The following is a 20,635-nucleotide window of genomic DNA, read 5'->3' as shown; positions in this document are numbered from 1 at the left end:
GCGCATCCGGCCTGGTGAGCGCAGCCGTACGGGGGCCGGGCCCGGCCCCTCGGGCGCCGCGGGCGGGGATTCAGTAGGCGGGCTGCGAGATGACCCGGGCCAGGGTCTCGTCCAGGGCCCGGGCGGTGCCTTCGACGTCCAGGTGGGAGTTGTCGATGATCGGCAGCCCGGATCCGTACCAGCCGGCCATGCGGCCGTGGATCCGCGCGACCTCCTCGTCGGAGAGGCGCCGGTTGCCGGAGCGGGCGGCGTTGCGCTCCAGGACGATCTCCAGGCCCGGCAGCAGCACGACGGGGAGCAGCGCCGGTCCCACGTGGCGCTTCCAGCCGCCGAGGCCCACCACCGGCCGGTCCGGGAACACGGCGTCGTCGAGGATGCAGGAGATCCCGTTGGCCAGGAAGTTGCGGGCGGCGAAGCCGCAGGTGCGGCGGGCGAGGCGGTACTGGGCCTCCGAGTGGTCGTTCCACCCGGCCTGCGGGTCCGCGAAGCCCGAGCACACCCATTCCCGTACGTCGTCGAGGCTGACGTGCGCGGTGGGGACGGGCCGGGTGCCGGCCCAGTGGCGGGCCACCGTGGTCTTGCCGGCGCCCGCGGGGCCGATCAGCAGGACCGCGAGGACGGCTCCGCCGGTGCCGGGTGCGGCGGGCGGCAGCGGCACGTGCCCGGTGAACCCGTCCGGCGGACCCGGCGCGGCCAGCGGCGCCGCGGGCGCGGAGGGCGCGGGAGGCGCGGGCCAGCCCGCGACGGGCGGTACTCCCGGCTGCGGGGGCGCCGCGGGGTGCCTGCTCCCCGGCGGCTCCCAGCCACCGCCTCCCACTCCCTGCTGCATCCGCTGCCACTCCGTCTCGTTCCACCACGACTGATGCGAGAACGTTATATGACCCCGGCGGCTCCCCGGGTCACGCGGTCGGGAGGCGGCCCGGTTCAGGACGGTTCGGGACGGTTCGCACCGGCCCGAACCGGCTCAGGCCGTGACCTCGCCGAAGGCCGCCACGAGGACGGCCGGGTCCGGACCCTCCAGGACGGTCGGCTTGGCCAGCCCGTCCAGGACGATGAAGCGCAGCAGGTCGCCCCGGGACTTCTTGTCGAGCTTCATGGTCTCCAGCAGCTTGGGCCACTGGTCGCCGCGGTAGGTCAGCGGCAGCCCCACCGAGGCGAGGACGGCCTTGTGCCGGTCGGCCGTCGCGTCGTCGAGCCGGCCCGCGAGCCGGCCGAGTTCGGCGGCGAAGACCATGCCGATCGAAACGGCCGCGCCGTGGCGCCACTTGTAGCGCTCGTTCTTCTCGATGGCGTGCGCGAGGGTGTGCCCGTAGTTCAGGATCTCCCGCAGGCCCGACTCCTTGAGGTCGCTGGAGACCACGTCGGCCTTGACCTGGATGGAGCGGCAGATCAGCTCGGCGGTGTGCGGGCCGGCCGGCGTGCGCGCCGCCTCGGGGTCCGCCTCGATCAGGTCGAGGATCACCGGGTCGGAGATGAATCCGGCCTTGATGATCTCGGCGAGACCGCTGACGTAGTCGTTGACCGGCAGCGAGTCCAGCGCGGCCAGGTCGCAGAGCACTCCGGCCGGCGGGTGGAAGGCGCCGACGAGGTTCTTGCCCTCGGCGGTGTTGATGCCGGTCTTGCCGCCGACGGCCGCGTCCACCATCGCCAGGATGGTGGTCGGCACGGCGATCCAGCGCACCCCGCGCAGCCAGGAGGCCGCGACGAAGCCCGCGAGGTCGGTGGTGGCTCCGCCGCCGACGCCGACGATGGCGTCGCTGCGGGTGAAGCCGGACTGGCCCAGCGCCTTCCAGCAGTACGCCATCACCTCGACCGTCTTGGCCTCTTCGGCGTTAGGCACCTGGATGGCGACGGCCTCGTACCCCTGTGCGGCGAGGTCGTCCCGCAGGGCCTCACCGGTGGAGGCGAGGGCCTCGGGGTGGATCACGGCGACCCGCTGGGCCTTCGTACCGATCAGAGAGCCGAGCTCGCCGAGCAGCTGCCGGCCGACCAGCACCTCGTACGCGTCGTGCCCGGCGCTCGCGCCGACCTGGATCCGCGTCACCTGGTCTGTCATGCGTTCTTCAACTCCAGAGCGTCGAGGACCGCCTGGGCGACCTCTTCGGGGGTGCGGGCGTCCGTGGCCACCACGACGCGCGCGACTTCGGTGTACAGGGGGCGCCGGGCCTCCATCAGATCGCGCCACTGGCGGCGCGGGTTGACGGCGAGCAGCGGGCGCGCGGCGCCGAGGCCCACGCGCTTGACGGCTTCCTCGACGTCCATCGAGAGGTAGGCGACGGGCAGCCCGGTCAGCAGCTCGCGCGTCTTCTCGTCGAGGACGGCGCCGCCGCCGAGGGCGAGCACCCCGTCGTGGCCGGCGACGGCGGCGGCGACCGCCTCCCGCTCCAGCTCACGGAAGTACGGTTCGCCCTCGTCGATGAAGATGTCGGAGATCTCCCGGCCCTGGGCCGCGACGATGTCGGCGTCGGTGTCCCGGTAGGAGACCCCGAGCCGCCGGGCGATCAGCTCGCCCACGGTGGACTTGCCGGACCCCATGGGGCCGACGAGGACCACCAGGGGTCCGGTCGTACGGGCGCCGGTCACCGGATCTGCAGGTTGTCGAGGTACGACTGCACGTTGCGGCGGGTCTCCGGGACGGAGTCCCCGCCGAACTTCTCGACGACGGCGTCGGCCAGCACCAGGGCGACCATGGCCTCGGCGACGATGCCCGCGGCGGGCACCGCACAGACGTCGGAACGCTGGTGGTGCGCGACGGTGGCCTCGCCGGTGGCGACGTCCACGGTCGCGAGGGCCTTCGGCACGGTCGCGATCGGCTTCATCGCCGCGCGCACGCGCAGCAGCTCGCCGGTGGTCAGGCCGCCCTCGGTGCCGCCGGAGCGCCCGGAGGTCCGCTTGAGGCCCTCGGGGGTGGAGACGATCTCGTCGTGCGCCTTGGAGCCGGGCACGCGGGCGAGGTCGAAGCCGTCGCCGACCTCGACGCCCTTGATGGCCTGGATGCCCATGAGCGCGGCCGCGAGGCGCGCGTCGAGGCGGCGGTCCCAGTGCACGTGGGAGCCGAGGCCGACGGGCACGCCGTAGGCGAGGACCTCGACGACGCCGCCGAGGGTGTCGCCGTCCTTGTGGGCCTGGTCGATCTCCGCGACCATCTGCTTCGACGCGTCGGCGTCGAGGCAGCGCACCGGGTCGGCGTCGAGCTTCTCGACGTCGGCGGGGGTCGGGTAGACGCCGTACGGGGCCTTGGCGGCGGCCAGCTCCACCACGTGGGAGACGATCTCGATGCCGGCGACCTCCTTGATGAAGGAGCGGGCGACGGCGCCGAGGGCAACCCGGGCCGCGGTCTCACGGGCGCTGGCGCGCTCCAGGATCGGCCGCGCCTCGGAGAAGCCGTACTTCTGCATGCCCGCGAGGTCGGCGTGGCCGGGGCGCGGGCGGGTCAGCGCCGCGTTGCGGCCGGTCTCCTTGAGGAGCGAGGGGTCGACCGGGTCGGCCGACATCACGGTCTCCCACTTGGGCCACTCGCTGTTGCCGATCATCACGGCGACCGGGCCGCCCTGCGACAGGCCGTGGCGCACACCGCCGAGGAAAGTGATCTCGTCCTGCTCGAACTTCATCCGGGCACCGCGGCCGTAGCCGAGCCGGCGCCGCGCCAGGTGTTCGGCCACCAGCTCTGTGGTGACCGGGACGCCGGCGGGAAGCCCCTCCAGCGTCGCTACCAGAGCCGGGCCGTGAGATTCCCCGGCCGTCAGCCAACGCAACCTGCTCAACGATGCTCCTCGTGCTCGCGCCTGATTCATCGATGGCGCGATCGGGTGCGCGGCCCGGACCCGCCTACCCCCGATCCTCCCATGTCCGGGCCCGTACACCGCCCTCGGTCCAGCTATCGGACGGCGGCGCACCCCGGCCCGGGGCGACCTGCGGATCAAGGAAGGGGCCGCGGTCCCGCTCAGTGGCGGGCGCGCAGCGCCGCCTCGCCCGCGGCGCGCATGGCGGCGAGCGGAGCGGTGGGGCAGCCGGTCATCAGCTCGACCTGGAGGACCGCCTGGTGGACCAGGAGGTCGAGGCCGCCGAGGAGCTTGCCGCCGTGCCCGGTCCATGCCGCGGCCAGCGGGGTGGGCCAGGGGTCGTACAGCACGTCGAAGAGGGTGCCCGGAGCGGCGGGCACGGAGCCGGCCAGCTCGTCCGTGGCGCCGGCCGGGGTGGTGGCGATGACCAGCGGCGCGGCCAGCGCCTCGGCCGCCCGCGACCAGTCGGCCGTACGGACCTCCACGCCGAGCCGCTCGCCCCATGCGCGCATCTCCGCGGCCCGGGCCTCGGAGCGTACGTACGCGGTCACCTCGCCGGTGCAGATCCGGGCCAGGGCGGCGAGCGCCGAGGAGGCGGTGGCGCCCGCGCCGAGGACGGCGGCGGACTCCACCTTTTGCACGCCCTGCTCGCCCAGGGCGGCGAGCAGGCCGGGGATGTCGGTGTTGTCGCCGACCGTGCGGCCGTCCTCGGTGAAGACGACGGTGTTGACCGTCTCCACGGAGGCGGCCGTATCGCTGATCCCGTCGAGCAGCGGGATGACCGCCCGCTTCAGCGGCATGGTCAGCGACAGCCCAGCCCACTCGGGGCCGAGCCGTGCCATGAAGCCGGGGAGCGCGGCCTCGTCGATCTCGAACCGGTCGTACGACCGGTCCCCGAGGCCGAGCTCCTGGTACGCGGCGCGGTGCAGCACCGGCGAGAGGGAGTGCTCGATGGGAGACCCCAGCACCGCGGCCCGTATCCGTGACATGTCCTGCTACCCGCCGTTCTTCTGCTTCTGCCGTGCCTGGAACTCGGCCACGAGCTTGAGGTGCTCGTCGTAGGTCTTGGTGAAGGTCGTCTTGTCGCCGTCGACCGACACGAAGAACATCCAGCCCCCGTGGTCCGGGCTGAGCGTGGCGGTCAGCGCGTCCGTGCCCGGGTTCCCGATCGGACCCGGAGGCAGGCCCTTGACGTTGTGCGTGTTGTAGGGGTTCACGAACGCCTTCGCCTCGGTGAGGTTGAAGTTGATCTCGCTCTGGTTCTTGACGTAGTTGTACGTCGAGTCGAACTCGATCTTCTGGTTCGTGACGTCGTTGGTCTTCTTGAGGCGGTTGTAGACCACCTCCGCCATCTTGCGGAAGTCGTCGTGGTTCTTGCCCTCGGCGTTGACGAGGCTGGCGACCGTGATCACCTGGAGCGGGTTCTCCAGCCCCAGCTCCTTGGCCTTGCCCTCGACCCCGAGCTCCGTGTACTTGTCCGTGGCGTTCTTGACCATCTGCTTCAGCAGGGACTCGGGCGTGCTGTCCTTCTTCAGGTCGTAGCGCGCCGGGTACAGGAAGCCCTCGAGCGGGTCGATGATCTTCGGGTCGTTGTTCGCCCAGGCAGGCAGGCCGAGGGACTTGGCCTCCTTCAGGGCGATGTCCTTGGTGGTGCCGGCCGGCTTCTCGAGCTTCTTGTCGATCGCGTCGTAGACCACGCTGTTGCGCATGCCCTCGGAGATCGTGAGGACGTGCAGCTTGGAGGGGTCGGTCATGACCTCGACCGCGGCGGCCGCCGACATCTTCTTCCGCAGCGGATAGATGCCGGGCTGGATGGACATGCCGCCCTTGACGCCGCTCGCCGCGTCCACGAACGCCTGGGCGCTCGCGACGACGCCCTGCTCCTTGAGGATGCGGCCCATCTGGCCCAGGCCGGCGCCCTTGGGGATCTCCACGTCCACGGTCTCGTCGATACCGGAGCCCGCGAAGTCCTCGGCCGCGCCGAACTTGTCCTTGATGTAGTTGTAGCCGTAGTAGCCGCCACCGCCGAGCACGCCGACGATGACCACGGCCGCGACGAGGCAGGCCATGCCGCTGCGCTTCTTCGGCTGGCCGCCGGAGCGGCCCGACCGGCGGCCGCCGCGACCGCCGTCGTCGCCGTCGTCACCCTCGTCGTCGTCCATGCCGCCGCTGCCGCCGCCCGCGAGAAAGGAATCCGCGGCCTCGTCGGCCCCGGCCTCCTCCTGCCACTGCTCCTCGGTGTCCAGGTGCCGCATGCTCGGGGGCCGCGGCGGCGGGAACGCCTCGGGGGTGCCGTAGAGGTCGGGGGCCTCGCCGGGGTAGCCGCTCGTCTGCTGCTGCGCGTACGGGTCCGCGCCCGCGTACGGGTCGGCGGCCTGCGGGGCCTGGGCGTAGTGCCCCTGCCCGGTGTCCCAGACCTGGCCCTGGCCCCCGTACGACTCCTGCTGCTGAGCGTGCTGCTGGTGCTGCTGCGGGTGCTGGGGATACGGCACCTGCTGCTGCGGGTACGGCATCTGCTGGGCCTGGGGGTACTGGCCCTGCTGCTGCGCGTAGTAGGCCTGCTGGGGCTGAGGCTCCTGCTGCTGGTACTGCTGCGGGCCTCCGACATAGGGCATCTGACCCTGCTGGGCCTCGTGCCCGGTCCACCCCTGGTCCCCGTACTGCGGGTCCTCGGGGTGCCACGGTTCGGGGCCAGGGCCCCGGCCATACTCAGTCATCGATCCCCTAGCGCGCCGCAGGGCGTTGGCCGCGACTCCGTCTGCCGCGACACACGGTTCCGCCTCTTCTGATGGGCGACGGCTGTTCGAATGCCGTCACATCGCGCGGAACGTTACCGTATCGCGATCAGACAACCACTTCGACGCACTCACCGGGCGGATTACCTGATACCCGTTCGGTCTCCAGAGCGTTCTGCAGGATCACCACGGCGGCCGCCTGGTCGATGACCGACCGGCTCTTCTTGGCGTTCTTGCCCGAGGCCCGCAGGCCCTGGGCGGCGGTGACCGTCGTCATCCGCTCGTCCACCAGACGCACCGTCACGGGTTTGATGCCCTTGGCGAGTTCCGTGGCGAAGGCGCGGCACTTGGCCGCGGCCGGCCCTTCCCGCCCGCTGAGCGAACGGGGCAGACCGACCACCACCTCGATGGGCTCGTACTCCGCGACGAGCTGCCGCAGCCGCCGGTGGGCGAAGGGGATGTCCCGGCCCGGAACGGTCTCCACCGGTGTGGCCAACACCCCATCGGGGTCGCACGAGGCGACCCCGATCCGGGCGTCACCGACATCGATGGCCAGACGGCGGCCGCGGCGCAGTGTCATCGTCAGGCCGTCTCTGCGACGAGGCGCTCGACCGCGGCGATGGCCTCGGGGACCGCGGCCGGGTTCTGGCCGCCGCCCTGGGCCACGTCGGGCTTGCCGCCGCCGCCGCCACCGAGGGTCTTGGCGGCCGTACGGACCAGCTCGCCGGCCTTGAGACCGCGCTCGCGGGCGGCCTCGTTGGTGGCGATGACGGTCAGCGGGCGGTCGTTCGCCGTGGTGAAGAGCGCGACCACGGCGGGGCGGTCGCCCTGGATGCGGCCTCGGACGTCGAGGACCAGCTTGCGCAGGTCGTCGGCGCCGGTGCCGTCCGGGACGGTGCCCACGACGAGGGCGACACCGCGGATGTCCTGGGCGCCCGCGGCGAGACCGGCGGCGGCCTGGAGGACCTTCTCCGCGCGGAACTTCTCGATCTCCTTCTCGGCGTCCTTCAGCTTGCCGAGCATGGAGGCGATCTTCTCCGGCAGCTCCTCGGCGCGGCCCTTGACCAGCTCCTGGAGCTGGGCGACGACCGTGTGCTCCTTGGCGAGGAAGTTGTAGGCGTCCACACCGACGAGGGCCTCGACGCGGCGCACGCCCGAGCCGATGGAGGACTCGCCGAGCAGCTTCACCAGACCCAGCTGGGCGGTGTTGCCGACGTGGGTGCCGCCGCACAGCTCCTTGGAGAAGTCGCCGATGGTCACGACGCGCACGCGCTCGCCGTACTTCTCGCCGAACTCGGCGATGGCGCCCTGCTTCTTCGCCTCGTCGATGCTCATGATCTCGGCGGTGACGTCGAGCTCGCGCGAGAGCACGTCGTTGATCTTGTGCTCCACGTCGGTGAGGACCGAGCCGGGCACCGCGTTCGGCGAGCCGAAGTCGAAGCGGAAGCGGCCGGGCGAGTTCTCGGAACCGGCCTGGGCGGCCGTCGGGCCGAGCGCGTCGCGCAGGGCCTGGTGCGTCAGGTGGGTGGCCGAGTGGGCGCGGGCGATGGCCCGGCGGCGCTGGATGTCGATGGCGGCGTACGCGGAGGCGCCCACCGTCACCTCGCCGACCTGGACGGAGCCCTTGTGCACGGAGACGCCGGGCACCGGCTGCTGCACGTCGCGGACGACGATGACGGCGCCCGAGTCGAGCTTGATGCGGCCCTGGTCGGCGAGCTGGCCGCCGCCCTCGGCGTAGAAGGGGGTGCGGTCCAGGACGACCTCGACCTCGTCGCCCTCGGAGGCGGCGGGCGCGGAGACGCCGTTGACCAGGAGGCCGACGATGGTGGACTCGCCCTGGTTGGTGGCGTAGCCGGTGAACTCGGTGGCGCCGGAGCCGTCGGCGATCTCCCGGTAGGCGGACATGTCCGCGTGGCCGGTCTTCTTGGCCTTGGCGTCGGCCTTGGCGCGGTCGCGCTGCTCCTGCATCAGGCGGCGGAAGCCGGGCTCGTCCACGGCGAGGCCCTGCTCGGCGGCCATCTCCAGGGTGAGATCGATCGGGAAGCCCCAGGTGTCGTGGAGCAGGAACGCCTTGTCGCCGGCCAGGACCGTACCGCCGGCGGCCTTGGTCTCGCTGACGGCGGTGTCGAGGATGTTGGTGCCGCCCTTGATGGCCTTGAGGAAGGCGGCCTCTTCGGCGAGCGCGACGGTCTCGATGCGCTTGCGGTCGGTCACGAGCTCCGGGTACTGCTGGCCCATGGTCTCGATGACCACGTTCACCAGGTCCTGGACGACCGGACCGGTGGCGCCCATGAGGCGCATGTTGCGGATGGCGCGGCGCATGATGCGGCGCAGCACGTAGCCGCGGCCCTCGTTGCCGGGGGTGACGCCGTCGCCGATGAGCATGGTCGAGGTGCGGATGTGGTCGGCGACAACGCGCAGCGAGACGTCCGTGCCCTTTTCGGCGCCGTACTGCACGCCGGTCAGCTCGGTGGCCTTGTCCATGACCACGCGCAGGGTGTCGGTCTCGTACATGTTCTGTACGCCCTGCAGGATCATGGCGAGGCGCTCGAGGCCGAGACCGGTGTCGATGTTCTTCGACGGCAGGTCGCCGAGGATCGGGAAGTCTTCCTTCCCGTCGCCGGCGCCGCGCTCGTACTGCATGAAGACCAGGTTCCAGATCTCCACGTAGCGCTCGTCGTTGACGGCGGGGCCGCCCTCGACGCCGAACTCGGGGCCGCGGTCGTAGTTGATCTCCGAGCAGGGGCCGCAGGGGCCCGGGACGCCCATGGACCAGAAGTTGTCCTTCTTGCCCAGGCGCTGGATGCGCTCCTGCGGGACGCCCACCTTGTCGCGCCAGATGGCCTCGGCCTCGTCGTCGTCGAGGTAGACCGTGATCCAGAGCTTCTCGGGCTCCAGGCCGTAGCCGCCGTCCGCCACGGAGCTGGTGAGCAGCTCCCAGGCGTACTTGATGGCGCCTTCCTTGAAGTAGTCCCCGAAGGAGAAGTTGCCGCACATCTGGAAGAACGTGCCGTGGCGGGTGGTCTTGCCGACCTCTTCGATGTCCGGCGTACGGACGCACTTCTGCACGCTGGTGAGCGTGGACGCGGGCGGCTTGACCTCGCCGAGGAAGTACGGCTTGAACGGCACCATGCCCGCGGGCACCAGCAGCAGAGTCGGGTCGTCCGCGATGAGCGACGCCGAAGGGACAACGGTGTGACCGCGCTCCTCGAAGAAGCTCAGCCAGCGGCGGCGGATTTCAGCCGACTCCATCAGTGGTCCTCATTCCGGTTGTACGTAACCTTCGAAAACTGGTTCGTGTTCTGGTCGTGCTCGATGGCCCGCAGCCGCCGCGGCCCTGGAAGGGCGGTGACGTTGGCGGGCAGGTCGGGATCCTGGTGGAGTCCCAGTGCGTCGTTCAGCTCGTCCTCGCGCTGCGACATTCCCGACTTGACGTCGAGGGCGAAGTCCTTGAGGCGGTGGCCCGCCTCGATCGCCTTGTCGGCGGCCTGGGCGGCGAGGCTCTCCGGCGTCAGCTTCTTGAGCTGCCGGTTGACCTTGGTGGTGGCCCACACGCCGGCGGCAGCGCCGGCGGTGAACCAGAAGGCTCGGCGGAACATCGGAGATCTCAGCCCTTCTGCTTCCGGCGCCGGGCCGCCGGCACCGTACGGCCGACGATCACGGTCCGTCGGGAGGTCTTGCCCGGCGCGTCCTCGGGACGCGCGCCGCCCTTGCCCAGCGCCTTGCGGACGCCGTAGCCGAAGGCCGCGACCTTGACGAGCGGGCCGCCGAAGGTGGACGCCACGGTGGAGGACAGGGCGGAGGCGTTGGAGGTGACTTCCTGTACGTCGCTCGCGATGGCGTCGACCCGGTCGAGCTGGGTGCGGGCGGAGCGGACGGTGGTGGAGGCTTCCGCGAGCAGCGGGACGGCCTGCTCGGTCACGTCGGCCACCAGCTTGGTGGTCGCCCTGAGCACCTGGGCCAGCCTCACCAGCACCACGGCGAGGAACGAGACCAGGATGGCCCAGAAGACGGCCACGAGGATCCCGGCAACCTCTCCACCGGACACGTTCACACCGCTCTCTACAGATTGATCACCAAGCGAAAAAGTCGTCCTCCGACCCTATCGCGCCGGAGATCCGCCGCAGTACCGGAATTCCAGGGCGGCACCCGCGCCGGGCGTCGCGAACCGGCCCGCCTTGTACGCAGCGCACGCGGACCAGTACGCTCCGTGTCCCATGCGACAAAGACCCATTCCACGAAGGACGCCGGGCAATCTTCCCTCGGACCTGAGCGGCTTTGTCGGGCGGGGCGGGGAACTCGCCGAACTGGGGCGGCTGCTGGACTCCTCGCGGCTGGTCACGGTGACCGGCGCGGGCGGTGTGGGCAAGACCCGCCTGGTCCTGGCCGCGGCCAGGGCGGCCGCCGACGCGGCGGCCGGTCCGGTCCGCCCTTCCGATGCGGGCGGCCCCGCGGATCCGGCGCAGGAACGCTACTGCGACGGGGTGTGGCTGGCCGAGCTGGCCTCCGTACGGGATCCGGCGCTGCTGGAACTGACGCTCGCCGAGGCGCTCGGGCTGACCGACCACACCGCCCGGCCGCCCCGGACGGTCCTCGCCGAACACCTGGCCGAGCGGCGGCTGCTGCTGGTCCTGGACGGCTTCGAGCAGCTGGTCGACGAGACCGCGGACCTGGTACGGGACCTCCTGCGCCGCTCCCCCGGCCTGCGGGTGCTCGCCGCCGGCCGGCGGCCGCTGACCCTCGACGGGGAGCTGTCCTGGCCGCTGGCCCCGCTGCATCCGGAGGAGGCCCTGGCCCTCCTCATCGAGCGGACCGCGGCGGCCGATCCCGCCTTCGCCCTGACGGAGGCCAACCGGGCCCAGCTGGCGGAGCTGTGCGCCCGCCTCGACGGCCTGCCGCTGGCCCTGGAACTGGCGGCGGGCCGGCTGCGCACGCTCTCCCCCGCACAGGTGCTGTCCCGGCTGGAGGACCGCTTCGCCCTGCTGACGGGCGGCTCGCGCGGCGCGCTGCCCCGGCACCGGGCGCTGCGCACGGCGATCGGCTGGAGCCACGAGCTGTGCACGGCCGGGGAGCGGCTGCTGTGGGCGCGGCTGTCGGTGTTCGCCGGGCAGTTCGACCTGGACGCCGCCGAGTACGTGTGCGCGGGCCCGGACCTGCCGGTGGATTCGGTGCTGGATCTGGTCGGGGAGCTGCTGGGGCAGTCCCTGCTGGTCCGGGAGGAGACGCCGGCCGGGGTCCGCTACCGGATGCTGGAGAGCGTACGGATCTACGGGGCGGGCTGGCTGGAGTCGCTGGGCGACGCCCGGCGGCTGCGGCGGCGGCACCGGGACTGGTACATGGGCCTGGCGACCTGGTGCGAGCTGGACTGGTTCAGTCCGCGTCAGGAGGAGGTGGCCGCGCTGGTGGAGGCGGAGCTGCCGAACCTGCGGCTCGCGCTGGAGTGCTGCCTGGACGAGCCGGACGAGATCCACCTGGGCCAGTACCTGGCGGGCACCCTGTGGTTCTTCTGGGCCGGCTGCGGCCGGCTCACCGAGGGCCGGCACTGGCTGGACCGGACCCTGGAGGGCGATCTCGGGCTCGCCGGAGCGGAGTACGAGAGCTCCCGGCTGAAGGCGCTGTGGGTGCTCGGGTACGTCGCGGCCCTCCAGGGCGACGCGGTGGCCTCGATGAGCGCGCTGTACGAGTGCCGGGACGGCGCCGCACGGAGCGAGAACCCGGTGGCGGGGGCGTACGCCGTGCACCGGATGGGCTGTCTGTCCCTGGTCTCGGACGACATGACCCGGGCCGGGGAGCTGCTGGGCTCGGCGCTGGAGCGCTACCGGGAGGCAGGGGAGCTCAACAGCAACGTGCTGATGTGCCAGGTGGAGCTGGCGATGGCGCTGGCCTTCCAGGGGGACCTGGCGGGCGCGCTCTCCCTGTGCGGGGAGGTCCGGGACATCTGCGAGGAGCGCGGGGAGCGCTGGACCAAGGCGTACGCCCTGTACGTCCTGGCGTACGCGGCGCTGGACGCCGGGGGCACGGCCGAGGCGCGGCGGCTGCTGGCCGAGTGCGTGGCCATCAACCACACCTTCCGCGATCTGGTCGGACTGGTGCTGGCGGTGGAGCTGCTGGCGCTGGTCACGGTGGCCGAGGGGCATCCGGCGGAGGCGGCCGTCCTGCAGGGCGCGACGGAGCCCCTGTGGGACGGGGTGGGGATGCGGCTGTTCGGCTCGGGGTACTTCAACGCCCCGCGGCTGATGTGCCAGGAGCGGGCGGGCGAACTGCTGGGCGCCGAGCGGTACGCGTCCTGCGCCCGGCACGGCCGGACCCTGCCCCTGGACGCTCTCGTGGAGCGCGCCCTGCGGGGACCGGAGCCGGTGCCCGTGGCAGCGGGTCCGCTGCCGAGGCCGCGCCCCGCCGCGGAGCGGGCGATGCCGCACCCGGGGGCGAAAAGCAGGAAACCCGCCGGCTCCCCCGAAGGGGAACCGGCGGGCTGAACCAGCCTGTGAGGGCTACGTCCGCTGGTACTGCTGGATCAGCGGGCGTAGTACTCGACGACGAGCTGCTCGTCGCAGATGACCGGGATTTCCTTGCGGTTCGGGTCGCGGTCCAGGCGGAAGGCCAGGGCCTTCAGGTTGACCTGCAGGTAACGCGGGGTTTCGCCCTCGCCTGCGTAGCCACCCTCACGGGCAACCTGGAACGGAACCTTCTCGCGGCTGCGCTCGCGCACCGTGATGACGTCGTCCGGACGGACGCGGAACGACGGCTTGTCGACCTTGTCGCCGTTGACCTCGATGTGGCCGTGAACGACCATCTGGCGAGCCTGGTAGATGGTGCGGGCGATGCCCGAACGCAGGACCAGGGCGTCGAGGCGACGCTCGAGCTCGACGACCAGCGCCTCGCCCGTCTTGCCTTCGGCCTTCTTGGCGCGGTCGTACGCGCGGGCCATCTGACGCTCAGAGATGTCGTACTGAGCGCGCAGACGCTGCTTCTCCAGCAGACGAACCTTGTAGTCCGAGTTCTGCTTGCGGCCACGGCCGTGCTCGCCCGGCGGGTAGGGGCGGGCCTCGAAGTACTTGACGGCCTTCGGGGTCAGCGCAATGCCGAGGGCACGCGACTTCTTGACCTTGGGTCGCTTCTGGTTCACGTGGAACCTACCTCCATGTAAGTTAGGTGAGGCTTACCTTAGCGAGGAGGACGTAATGTCTCGACCACATGGGATCCCCCTGCCCAGTGCGCACCGAAGTTCAGATCCAAACGAAACAGGATCTGCTTTCGGCGACGATAGGCAAGGTCAGCCGCGTCCCAGGGAAGGCGTTCGGCAGCTCACCGGAGCCGAACGCGTACGAACCCTCGTAGAGTCCAACGCCTCAGTATCCCTCACGCTCCCGGGTGCTTATGACCGGGAGGAGCTCGGGACAGGGCTGCCGGCCGCAAGGACCGTCACCCCGGACGGGGACGTGATTCTCCTGGTATCAGGGGATTCCGTGGCTGCCAGGGCAGCCGCTCACGCCCAGGACGACGACCTCACCGCCGTGATCGAGATCACGGATGTGGCGCCGGTGTCCGTGCCCCATCGTATCCGAGGCCGCGCCTGGCTCGCCGGGTGGCTCACCCCGGTCCGCGGGGCCGCTGAACGGGCGGCCTGCGCGGCCCTGCTGGCGGAGCGGCACCCGGTCGGCGAACTCCTCGGCCTGGCCGAATCGCTCGACGCCCTGCCCGGCGGCCGGCCCGCGTGGATGCTGCTGCGCCTGGAGGTCGGCGAGATCTCGGTCGACGACCTGTGGGGCGCCGAGCACGTGGACCCGGAGCTGCTGGCCGCGGCCGAGCCCGACCCGATGGTCGCCCACGAGACGGAGCTCCTGCAGCACCTGGCCTCCTCGCACGGAGACCGGATGGGTGACCTGTGCGCCCTGCTGGGCACCCGGGAAGCGGCGGACCTGACGGCGGTCCCCCTCGCCCTGGACCGGCTGGGCCTGCGCGTGCGCTTCACCCGCGGCGCCACCGCCTTCGACGCCCGCTTCGACTTCCCGGAGCCGGTGACCGACGTCTGCGGCCTGCGCCGGGCGATGAGCACGCTGTTCCCGGGCTGACCCCCTCTAGGCGGGACAGGTGCCGAGCATCTCCTGCAGCGCCTGCTTCTCCGGCGGGGTCACGGAGAGCCCGTACTTCGCCTTGATCCCGGTGTACCGCCGCGCGTACTCGCACCAGTAGCCCTTCTGGGGCGGCTTCCACTTGTCCGCGGTCTTGCTGCTCTTGTCGTAGTTCGTCTGCTTGTCCACGGCGAGCAGCACGTCCAGGTCGTTGGCGTACTCCAGGCGCCGCTGCGGGGTCCAGGCGTACGCGCCCCCGCGCCAGGCGGCACCGAGGGCGACGACGTGGTCGGTCTGGATCTGCGAGGCGCGGCGGTAGGTGTAGGGGAGTTCCTTGCCCGTGTACGGGTCCTTCAGCACTCCGGAGAGCACGACGCAGGGGTTCCTGTCGCCCTCGCGCAGCTCCCGGAGGTCCCGGCGCAGGACGTCGTCGCGGGTGTCGCACCCGTTGCGGCCGCCGACGGCGTCGGTCTCGTCGGACCAGTACTTGCCGAAGTTCTCCCGCTTGTACGTCTCCCAGTTCTTGCCCCACTCCACCTTGAGCCCGCCCAGCTCGGCCTTGGCGGTTGCCGCGGCGGGCGGGAAGCCGGCGCTCGCGAGGGGGACCTGGGCGACGAGTGCGGCGGCGCTGGCCTGCGCCCTCTCGGCGTCCTCGTGGTGGCACCCGCCGAGCAGCAGCACGGCTGCGCCTGCGGCGATGAGCGGAGCGGCACGTCCCATGCCCCGGAGCCTAGGCCCGGCCCCCGCACCCCGCGACACGACGCCGCTGCGCGGGCCGAAGGCCCCTACCCGCCCTTCCGCCGTTCCCTGGGGCTCCGCCCCAGACCCCGCTCCGCAAACGCCGGAGGGGCTGGAATTTCAGGCCCCCGGTGACCCGGCGCCCCTCAGCCGCTCGCGGACCTTTTCCACCACGTCCGCGTAGCGGGCTTCGGCCCCGTACCGGGTCGGCTCGTAGTAGCGCTTCCCGTGCACCGAATCCGGCGCGTACTGCTGCGCGGCAATCGCGCCGGGCACGTCGTGCGGGTACACGTACCCCACCGCGTGCCCCAGCTTCGCCGCCCCCTTGTAGTGCCCGTCCCGGAGGTGTGCCGGGACGGTCCCCGCCAGTCCGGCCCGGACATCGGCCAGTGCCGCGCCGATCGCGGTCGTCGCGGTGTTGGACTTCGGGGCCAGCGCCAGCGCGATCGTCGCGTGCGACAGGGTGAGCGAGGCCTCCGGGAAGCCGATCATCGCCACGGCCTGGGCGGCGGCCACCGCGAGGGGCAGGGCCGTCGGGTCGGCCAGCCCGATGTCCTCGCTCGCCGAGATCATCAGCCGGCGCGCGATGAACCGGGGGTCCTCCCCCGCCTCGATCATCCGCGCCAGATAGTGCAGCGCCGCGTCCACGTCCGAGCCCCGGATCGACTTGATCAGCGCGCTGGCCACGTCGTAGTGCTGGTCCCCGTCCCGGTCGTACTTGACCGCGGCCCGGTCGACGGCCTCCTCCACCGTCCGGAGGCTGATCTCGGGCTCGCCCTGGGCGATCGCCGAACCCGCGCCCGCCTCCAGGGCCGTCAGCGCCCGCCGCGCGTCGCCGCCGGCGATCCGCAGCAGGTGCGCCTCCGCGTCCGCCGGCAGGGTGACCGCGCCGCCGAGGCCCCGCTCCTCCGTCAGCGCCCGGTGCATCAGGGCGCTCAGGTCCTCGTCCGTCAGCGGTTCCAGCGTCAGCAGCAGCGAACGGGACAGCAGCGGGGAGATGATCGAGAAGTACGGGTTCTCCGTGGTCGCGGCGATCAGCGTGACCCAGCGGTTCTCCACGGCCGGCAGCAGCGAGTCCTGCTGCGCCTTGCTGAAACGGTGGATCTCGTCGAGGAAGAGGACGGTGTCCTTGCCGTATCCGCCGGCCGCCCGCTTGGCGCCCTCGATGACGGCCCGTACCTCCTTCACCCCGGCGGTGATCGCGGACAGCTCGACGAACCGCTTCTTCGTCGCCTGGCTGACCACGTACGCGAGGGTGGTCTTCCCGATGCCCGGCGGGCCCCAGAGGATCACCGAGGAGGCGCCGGCGGGACCGCCCGCCCCGTCCCCGACGAGCCGCCGGAGCGGGGAGCCCGGCTTCAGCAGGTGCTGCTGGCCGACGACCTCGTCCAGGGTGCGCGGACGCATCCGGACGGCGAGCGGAGAACTGGAGGGGTCCTTCGCCTGGCGGTCTTCGGCTGCGGCGGTGAAGAGGTCTGGTTCCACACCGGAAGCCTATGCGAGGCCACCGACACTCCCGCCCGGACCGGTCACCGCGCCGGGCGGCGGCCGGGGGTCAGGAGGTCCAGAAGTCCCACCAGCGGGTCAGGATCAGCATGCCGATGATCCCGATGTGCAGGACGGGCAGCACCCAGGTGAACTCGTCGAAGAAGGCGCGCAGCCAGCCCGGGCCCGGCAGCAACCGGTTGCGGACGTTGTGCGAGGTGACGTACCAGAACATCACGATGGTGGCGACCCAGGCCAGGCAGCACCACAGGCACAGGGAGTTGATGTTGTACAGCGACTGGTACATCAGCCAGGTGCAGAAGCCGATGCCGAAGAGCATCCCGGCGTTCAGGGTGAGCCAGTACCAGCGGGGGAAGCGCGCCCGGGCGAGCAGGCTCATGCCGACGCAGACCACCATGCCGTAGGCGACCAGCCCCAGCATCGGGTTCGGGAAGCCGAAGACGGCCGCCTGGTCGCTCTTCATGATGTTGCCGCAGGAGACGATCGGGTTGAGGCTGCAGCCCGGGGTGAAGTTCGGGTCCTCCAGCAGCTTGAACTTGTCGATCGTGATGACCCAGGCGGCGAGCAGTCCCGCGGCTCCCGTGATCACCAGCAGCAGGGCCAGCGCCCGGCTGCCGCCGACGGCAGTCCGCGGCTCGGCGGTGGTGTCCGTATCGGTCCCTCGGTCGGTCCCTCGTGTCGTCATCCCGCCCGCTCCACATCTGCAAGGTCAACAAGCACCGGCCATTGTGCCGTACCCGCGAAAGGGCGGGGCGGGGAGAGTTCCGCGGAGCGGCTCCCCCGGCCCCGCCCCGGCGGGCGGCGGCGTCCGTCAGGCCAGCTTCGACCGGACGGTCTCCACCAGATCGGCGACGGCCACCGGCGTCTGCTCGCCGGACTGCATGTCCTTCAGCTGGACCACGCCCTCTTCGAGGTCACGGTCCCCCGCGACCACCGCGAACCGCGCCCCGCTCCGGTTCGCGTCCTTCATCGCACCCTTGAGGCCCTTGCCCCCGTAGGAGATGTCCGCCGCGACACCGGCCCGGCGCAGCTCGGTCACCAGACCGAACAGCACCGGCTTGGCCGCACCGAGCGCGACCGCGAAGACGGAGGTCGCGGACGGGATGTCCAGTTCGACTCCCTCCGCTTCCAGCGCGAGCACCGTACGGTCGACGCCCAGCGCCCAGCCCACCGAGGGCAGCGCCGGTCCGCCGATCATCTCGGAGAGGCCGTCGTAGCGGCCGCCGCCGCCCACCGCGGACTGGGAGCCCAGACCGTCGTGGACGAACTCGAAGGTGGTGCGGGTGTAGTAGTCCAGGCCGCGCACGAGCTTCTCGTCGTCCTCGAAGGCGACCCCGGCCGCCGTCACCAGCGCCCGCACCTCCTCGTGGTACGCCTTGCAGGCGTCGCAGAGGTAGTCGCGCAGCATGGGGGCGCCGACGAGCTGCTTCTGCACGTCGGCGCGCTTGTCGTCGAGCACGCGCAGCGGGTTGATCTCGGCCCGGCGGACGGTGTCCTCGTCCAGGTCCAGCCCGCGCAGGAAGGACTGCAGCGCCTCCCGGTACACCGGGCGGCACTCCTTGTCGCCGAGCGAGTTCAGCAGGATGCGGAAGTTGCGCAGCCCCAGCGAGCGGTACGCCTGGTCGGCCAGGATGATCAGCTCGGCGTCCAGGGCCGGGTCCTCGGCTCCGATGGCCTCGGCGCCGACCTGCGAGAAGTGGCGGTAGCGGCCCGCCTGCGCCCGCTCGTAGCGGTAGTAGGAGCCGGAGTACCAGAGCTTGACGGGCAGGCCGCCGAGCTTGTGCAGGTTGCCCTGCAGGGCGGCGCGGAGCACGGAGGCGGTGCCCTCGGGACGCAGGGCGAGCTGGTCGCCGCCCTTCGTGGTGAGGGTGTACATCTCCTTGCTGACGATGTCGGTGGACTCGCCGACGCCGCGCGAGAACAGCTCGACGTTCTCGAAGCCGGGGGTCTCCACGTATCCGTAGCCGGAGTTCTTCAGGGGCGCGGAGATCGCCTCGCGCACCGCCAGGAACGTCGCGGAGCGGGGCGGCAGCAGGTCGTACGTGCCCTTGGGGGCCTGAAAAGTACTCACGAAACTCTCGTCACATTCCTCGTCGTGGAGACGTGAAACCGTCTCCCAGGCCGGCGGCCACCTGCCGCAGGTACGGGTTGGTGGCTCGCTCACGGCCAATGGTCGTGTGCTCGTTGTGTCCGGGCAGCACCACGGTCGCGTCGTCGAGCGGCAGGCACACGCGGGCCAGCGATTCGAGCATGTCGGCGTGGCTGCCGCCGGGGAAGTCGGTACGCCCGATGGAGCCGGCGAAGAGCAGGTCGCCCGAGAACAGCAGCGGCGGGACGTCCGCGGCCGCGGGCATCCCGAAGGTCACCGACCCCCTGGTATGCCCCGGGGCGTGCGACACGGTGAGCTCCATGCCGGCCAGGGCGAGCCGCACGCCGTCGGTGAGCTCCTTGACGTCGGAGGGCTCCCCCACCGTGAGCTCGCCCATGAGCTGGGCTCCGAGGGAACGACCGAGGGCCTTCTCCGGGTCGCTCATCATGAAGCGGTCCTCGGGGTGGATCCAGGCCGGTACGTCGTGTGCTCCGCACACCGGGACCACCGAGGCCACATGATCGATGTGGCCATGGGTGAGGACGACCGCGACGGGCTTGAGCCGATGCTTCTTCAGCGTCTCCTCGACACCCTGGGTGGCCTGGTGGCCCGGGTCGATGATGACGCACTCCTCACCGGCGGCGGGGGCGACCACGTAGCAGTTGGTCCCCCAGGCCCCGGCGGGGAATCCGGCAATCAGCACGTTCGTCCTCAATCGTCGTCCGGCGGGAGGCTTGCAGATCGGAATGCTGCTGCTCAGAGCCTACCGGCGCCGCTCATTACACAGCGAACCCATATACGGTACGGCCTAACCCAGCCCGGACAGTGGTACCAGATACGCACAAGGAGACGACCCGGTGGTCACGAGCGATCAGCGGCGGCGCCAGCTCGCCAGGGAGAAGTACGAACGCCAGCAGAAGCGGCGTGCCGAAGCGCGGCAGAAGTCGCGCAGGCGGCTGGCCGTGATCGGTGCGGCGGTGGCCGTGGTCGTCGCGGCGCTGGTCGGCCTGGTGGCCGGCGGAGTGTTCGACAGCGACAAGAAGAAGGACGAGGCGGCCGACCCGGCCGCGAGCCCCTCGGCCGCGCCCACCCCGCAGCAGTCCCCCTCCCCGGCGATGGCGATCGACGCCAAGGCGAAGTACACCTTCGACCTGAAGACGAGCGCGGGCGACATCAAGTTCGAGATGGACGCGGCGAAGACCCCGCAGACGGTCAACTCGTTCAAGTCGCTCGCCGACAAGAAGTTCTTCGACAACACCAAGTGCCACCGTCTGACGACGGGCGGGATCTTCGTCCTGCAGTGCGGTGACCCGCAGGGCACCGGCTCGGGCGGCCCCGGCTACACCATCGCGGACGAGAACCTCGACGCACTGGGCAAGCCCAACGAGACCGGCCAGGTCGTCTACCCGGCGGGCACGGTGGCGATGGCCAACACCGGCCAGCCCGGCTCGGGCGGCAGCCAGTTCTTCCTGGTCTACAAGGACAGCCCGCTGGCTCCCTCGTACACCCCCTTCGGCAAGATCGACGCGGCCGGCCTGAAGGCGCTCGAAGAGGTGGCCAAGGCCGGTGTGGCCGACGGCAGCCAGGACGGGGCTCCCAAGACCCCCGTGACCATCGAGAAGGGCACCGTCACCCAGAACTGACCGGGACCGGGCGCCCCGGGCCCGGGCTGTCACCGCGAAGGCGCTCCCGTACGTCGATATTCCGTCGTGC

Annotated in this window: 19 protein-coding genes; 3 read left to right on the top strand and 16 right to left on the bottom strand. The window is 71.4% G+C overall.

Annotated elements, in window-relative coordinates:
• Positions 1 to 70: 70 nt before the first annotated feature.
• The 10 genes from ACIA8F_RS25710 to ACIA8F_RS25665 all read right to left on the bottom strand — a co-directional run bounded on the left by ACIA8F_RS25710 (position 71) and on the right by ACIA8F_RS25665 (position 10,565).
• Positions 71 to 829 carry an AAA family ATPase gene (locus ACIA8F_RS25710; protein WP_399382168.1) on the bottom strand — a complete coding sequence of 253 codons (759 nt, stop codon included), beginning with the start codon at positions 827 to 829 and terminating at the stop codon, positions 71 to 73.
• Between the two features lie 135 nt (positions 830 to 964).
• On the bottom strand, positions 965 to 2,056 hold the full coding sequence (aroB, locus tag ACIA8F_RS25705) for a 3-dehydroquinate synthase (RefSeq protein ID WP_399382166.1): 1,092 nt from the start codon (positions 2,054 to 2,056) through the stop codon (positions 965 to 967).
• Positions 2,053 to 2,535 carry a shikimate kinase gene (locus ACIA8F_RS25700; protein WP_399382249.1) on the bottom strand — a complete coding sequence of 161 codons (483 nt, stop codon included), beginning with the start codon at positions 2,533 to 2,535 and terminating at the stop codon, positions 2,053 to 2,055. The genes aroB and ACIA8F_RS25700 overlap by 4 nt, the downstream gene beginning before the upstream one ends.
• Before the next feature lie 44 nt (positions 2,536 to 2,579).
• Entirely contained in the window at positions 2,580 to 3,764 is a 1,185-nt protein-coding gene (gene aroC / locus ACIA8F_RS25695; RefSeq protein WP_399382164.1) for a chorismate synthase, read from the bottom strand.
• A 179-nt stretch (positions 3,765 to 3,943) separates the two neighbouring features.
• Positions 3,944 to 4,771 (bottom strand): shikimate dehydrogenase, encoded by an 828-nt coding sequence (locus ACIA8F_RS25690; RefSeq protein WP_399382162.1) that lies wholly within the window; start codon positions 4,769 to 4,771, stop codon positions 3,944 to 3,946.
• A gap of 6 nt (positions 4,772 to 4,777) precedes the next feature.
• Positions 4,778 to 6,499, bottom strand: coding sequence for an endolytic transglycosylase MltG (mltG, locus tag ACIA8F_RS25685; RefSeq protein WP_399382160.1), 1,722 nt, complete (start codon positions 6,497 to 6,499; stop codon positions 4,778 to 4,780).
• 127 nt (positions 6,500 to 6,626) lie between these two features.
• Entirely contained in the window at positions 6,627 to 7,097 is a 471-nt protein-coding gene (gene ruvX, locus ACIA8F_RS25680) for a Holliday junction resolvase RuvX (protein ID WP_243334308.1), read from the bottom strand.
• Positions 7,098 to 7,099: 2 nt separating this feature from the next.
• Positions 7,100 to 9,769, bottom strand: coding sequence for an alanine--tRNA ligase (gene alaS, locus ACIA8F_RS25675; RefSeq protein WP_399382158.1), 2,670 nt, complete (start codon positions 9,767 to 9,769; stop codon positions 7,100 to 7,102).
• Complete coding sequence (locus tag ACIA8F_RS25670) at positions 9,769 to 10,116, bottom strand: DUF6167 family protein (protein ID WP_399382157.1); 348 nt, start codon at positions 10,114 to 10,116, stop codon at positions 9,769 to 9,771. Before ACIA8F_RS25670 ends, alaS begins: the two co-directional genes overlap by 1 nt.
• An 8-nt stretch (positions 10,117 to 10,124) precedes the next feature.
• Positions 10,125 to 10,565 (bottom strand): DUF948 domain-containing protein, encoded by a 441-nt coding sequence (locus tag ACIA8F_RS25665; RefSeq protein WP_399382155.1) that lies wholly within the window; start codon positions 10,563 to 10,565, stop codon positions 10,125 to 10,127.
• 169 nt (positions 10,566 to 10,734) lie between these two features.
• Here ACIA8F_RS25665 and ACIA8F_RS25660 point away from each other — a divergent pair, with 169 nt between their 5' ends.
• A complete protein-coding gene (locus ACIA8F_RS25660; RefSeq protein ID WP_399382153.1) occupies positions 10,735 to 12,993 on the top strand; it encodes an ATP-binding protein in 2,259 nt (752 codons plus the stop codon).
• Between the two features lie 38 nt (positions 12,994 to 13,031).
• On the opposite strand, the gene rpsD is transcribed toward ACIA8F_RS25660, so the two are convergent.
• The gene (gene rpsD / locus ACIA8F_RS25655; protein ID WP_008740451.1) at positions 13,032 to 13,643 is read right to left on the bottom strand and encodes a 30S ribosomal protein S4; all 612 of its coding nucleotides are present in this window, start codon (positions 13,641 to 13,643) and stop codon (positions 13,032 to 13,034) included.
• Positions 13,644 to 13,698: 55 nt separating this feature from the next.
• Here rpsD and ACIA8F_RS25650 point away from each other — a divergent pair, with 55 nt between their 5' ends.
• A complete protein-coding gene (locus ACIA8F_RS25650; protein ID WP_399382151.1) occupies positions 13,699 to 14,589 on the top strand; it encodes a DUF2470 domain-containing protein in 891 nt (296 codons plus the stop codon).
• A 6-nt stretch (positions 14,590 to 14,595) separates the two neighbouring features.
• Here the strand turns inward: ACIA8F_RS25650 and ACIA8F_RS25645 are convergent, their stop codons facing one another.
• The 5 genes from ACIA8F_RS25645 to ACIA8F_RS25625 form a co-directional block, all read right to left on the bottom strand.
• A complete protein-coding gene (locus tag ACIA8F_RS25645; RefSeq protein ID WP_399382149.1) occupies positions 14,596 to 15,309 on the bottom strand; it encodes an HNH endonuclease family protein in 714 nt (237 codons plus the stop codon).
• A 138-nt stretch (positions 15,310 to 15,447) separates the two neighbouring features.
• A complete protein-coding gene (locus ACIA8F_RS25640) occupies positions 15,448 to 16,812 on the bottom strand; it encodes a replication-associated recombination protein A (protein ID WP_399382147.1) in 1,365 nt (454 codons plus the stop codon).
• 70 nt (positions 16,813 to 16,882) lie between these two features.
• Positions 16,883 to 17,518, bottom strand: coding sequence for a vitamin K epoxide reductase family protein (locus ACIA8F_RS25635; protein WP_399382145.1), 636 nt, complete (start codon positions 17,516 to 17,518; stop codon positions 16,883 to 16,885).
• A gap of 126 nt (positions 17,519 to 17,644) precedes the next feature.
• Entirely contained in the window at positions 17,645 to 18,904 is a 1,260-nt protein-coding gene (gene hisS / locus ACIA8F_RS25630; protein WP_399382143.1) for a histidine--tRNA ligase, read from the bottom strand.
• 10 nt (positions 18,905 to 18,914) lie between these two features.
• Complete coding sequence (locus tag ACIA8F_RS25625; RefSeq protein WP_399382141.1) at positions 18,915 to 19,625, bottom strand: MBL fold metallo-hydrolase; 711 nt, start codon at positions 19,623 to 19,625, stop codon at positions 18,915 to 18,917.
• Between the two features lie 154 nt (positions 19,626 to 19,779).
• On the opposite strand from ACIA8F_RS25625, the gene ACIA8F_RS25620 reads away from it, so the two are divergent.
• The gene (locus ACIA8F_RS25620) at positions 19,780 to 20,565 is read left to right on the top strand and encodes a peptidylprolyl isomerase (RefSeq protein WP_399382139.1); all 786 of its coding nucleotides are present in this window, start codon (positions 19,780 to 19,782) and stop codon (positions 20,563 to 20,565) included.
• The last annotated feature ends 70 nt before the right edge of the window (positions 20,566 to 20,635 follow it).

The sequence above is a fragment of the Streptomyces sp. NPDC051563 genome (genome assembly GCF_044454225.1).
Taxonomy (GTDB): domain Bacteria; phylum Actinomycetota; class Actinomycetes; order Streptomycetales; family Streptomycetaceae; genus Streptomyces.
The sequence above is the reverse complement of the archived record's forward strand: the minus strand, read 5'-3'. Positions and strand labels throughout refer to the sequence as shown.

Excerpts from the sequence above, each read along its gene's own strand:
- ruvX (WP_243334308.1), bottom strand. The coding sequence starts at position 7,097 with ATGACACTGCGCCGCGGCCGCCGTCTGGCCATCGATGTCGGTGACGCC.
- ACIA8F_RS25660 (WP_399382153.1), top strand. The coding sequence starts at position 10,735 with ATGCGACAAAGACCCATTCCACGAAGGACGCCGGGCAATCTTCCCTCG.
- ACIA8F_RS25635 (WP_399382145.1), bottom strand. The coding sequence starts at position 17,518 with ATGACGACACGAGGGACCGACCGAGGGACCGATACGGACACCACCGCC.
- ACIA8F_RS25690 (WP_399382162.1), bottom strand. The coding sequence starts at position 4,771 with ATGTCACGGATACGGGCCGCGGTGCTGGGGTCTCCCATCGAGCACTCC.
- alaS (WP_399382158.1), bottom strand. The coding sequence starts at position 9,769 with ATGGAGTCGGCTGAAATCCGCCGCCGCTGGCTGAGCTTCTTCGAGGAG.
- mltG (WP_399382160.1), bottom strand. The coding sequence starts at position 6,499 with ATGACTGAGTATGGCCGGGGCCCTGGCCCCGAACCGTGGCACCCCGAG.
- ACIA8F_RS25650 (WP_399382151.1), top strand. The coding sequence starts at position 13,699 with ATGTCTCGACCACATGGGATCCCCCTGCCCAGTGCGCACCGAAGTTCA.
- ACIA8F_RS25645 (WP_399382149.1), bottom strand. The coding sequence starts at position 15,309 with ATGGGACGTGCCGCTCCGCTCATCGCCGCAGGCGCAGCCGTGCTGCTG.
- ACIA8F_RS25670 (WP_399382157.1), bottom strand. The coding sequence starts at position 10,116 with ATGTTCCGCCGAGCCTTCTGGTTCACCGCCGGCGCTGCCGCCGGCGTG.
- ACIA8F_RS25700 (WP_399382249.1), bottom strand. The coding sequence starts at position 2,535 with ATGGGGTCCGGCAAGTCCACCGTGGGCGAGCTGATCGCCCGGCGGCTC.
- aroB (WP_399382166.1), bottom strand. The coding sequence starts at position 2,056 with ATGACAGACCAGGTGACGCGGATCCAGGTCGGCGCGAGCGCCGGGCAC.
- ACIA8F_RS25710 (WP_399382168.1), bottom strand. The coding sequence starts at position 829 with ATGCAGCAGGGAGTGGGAGGCGGTGGCTGGGAGCCGCCGGGGAGCAGG.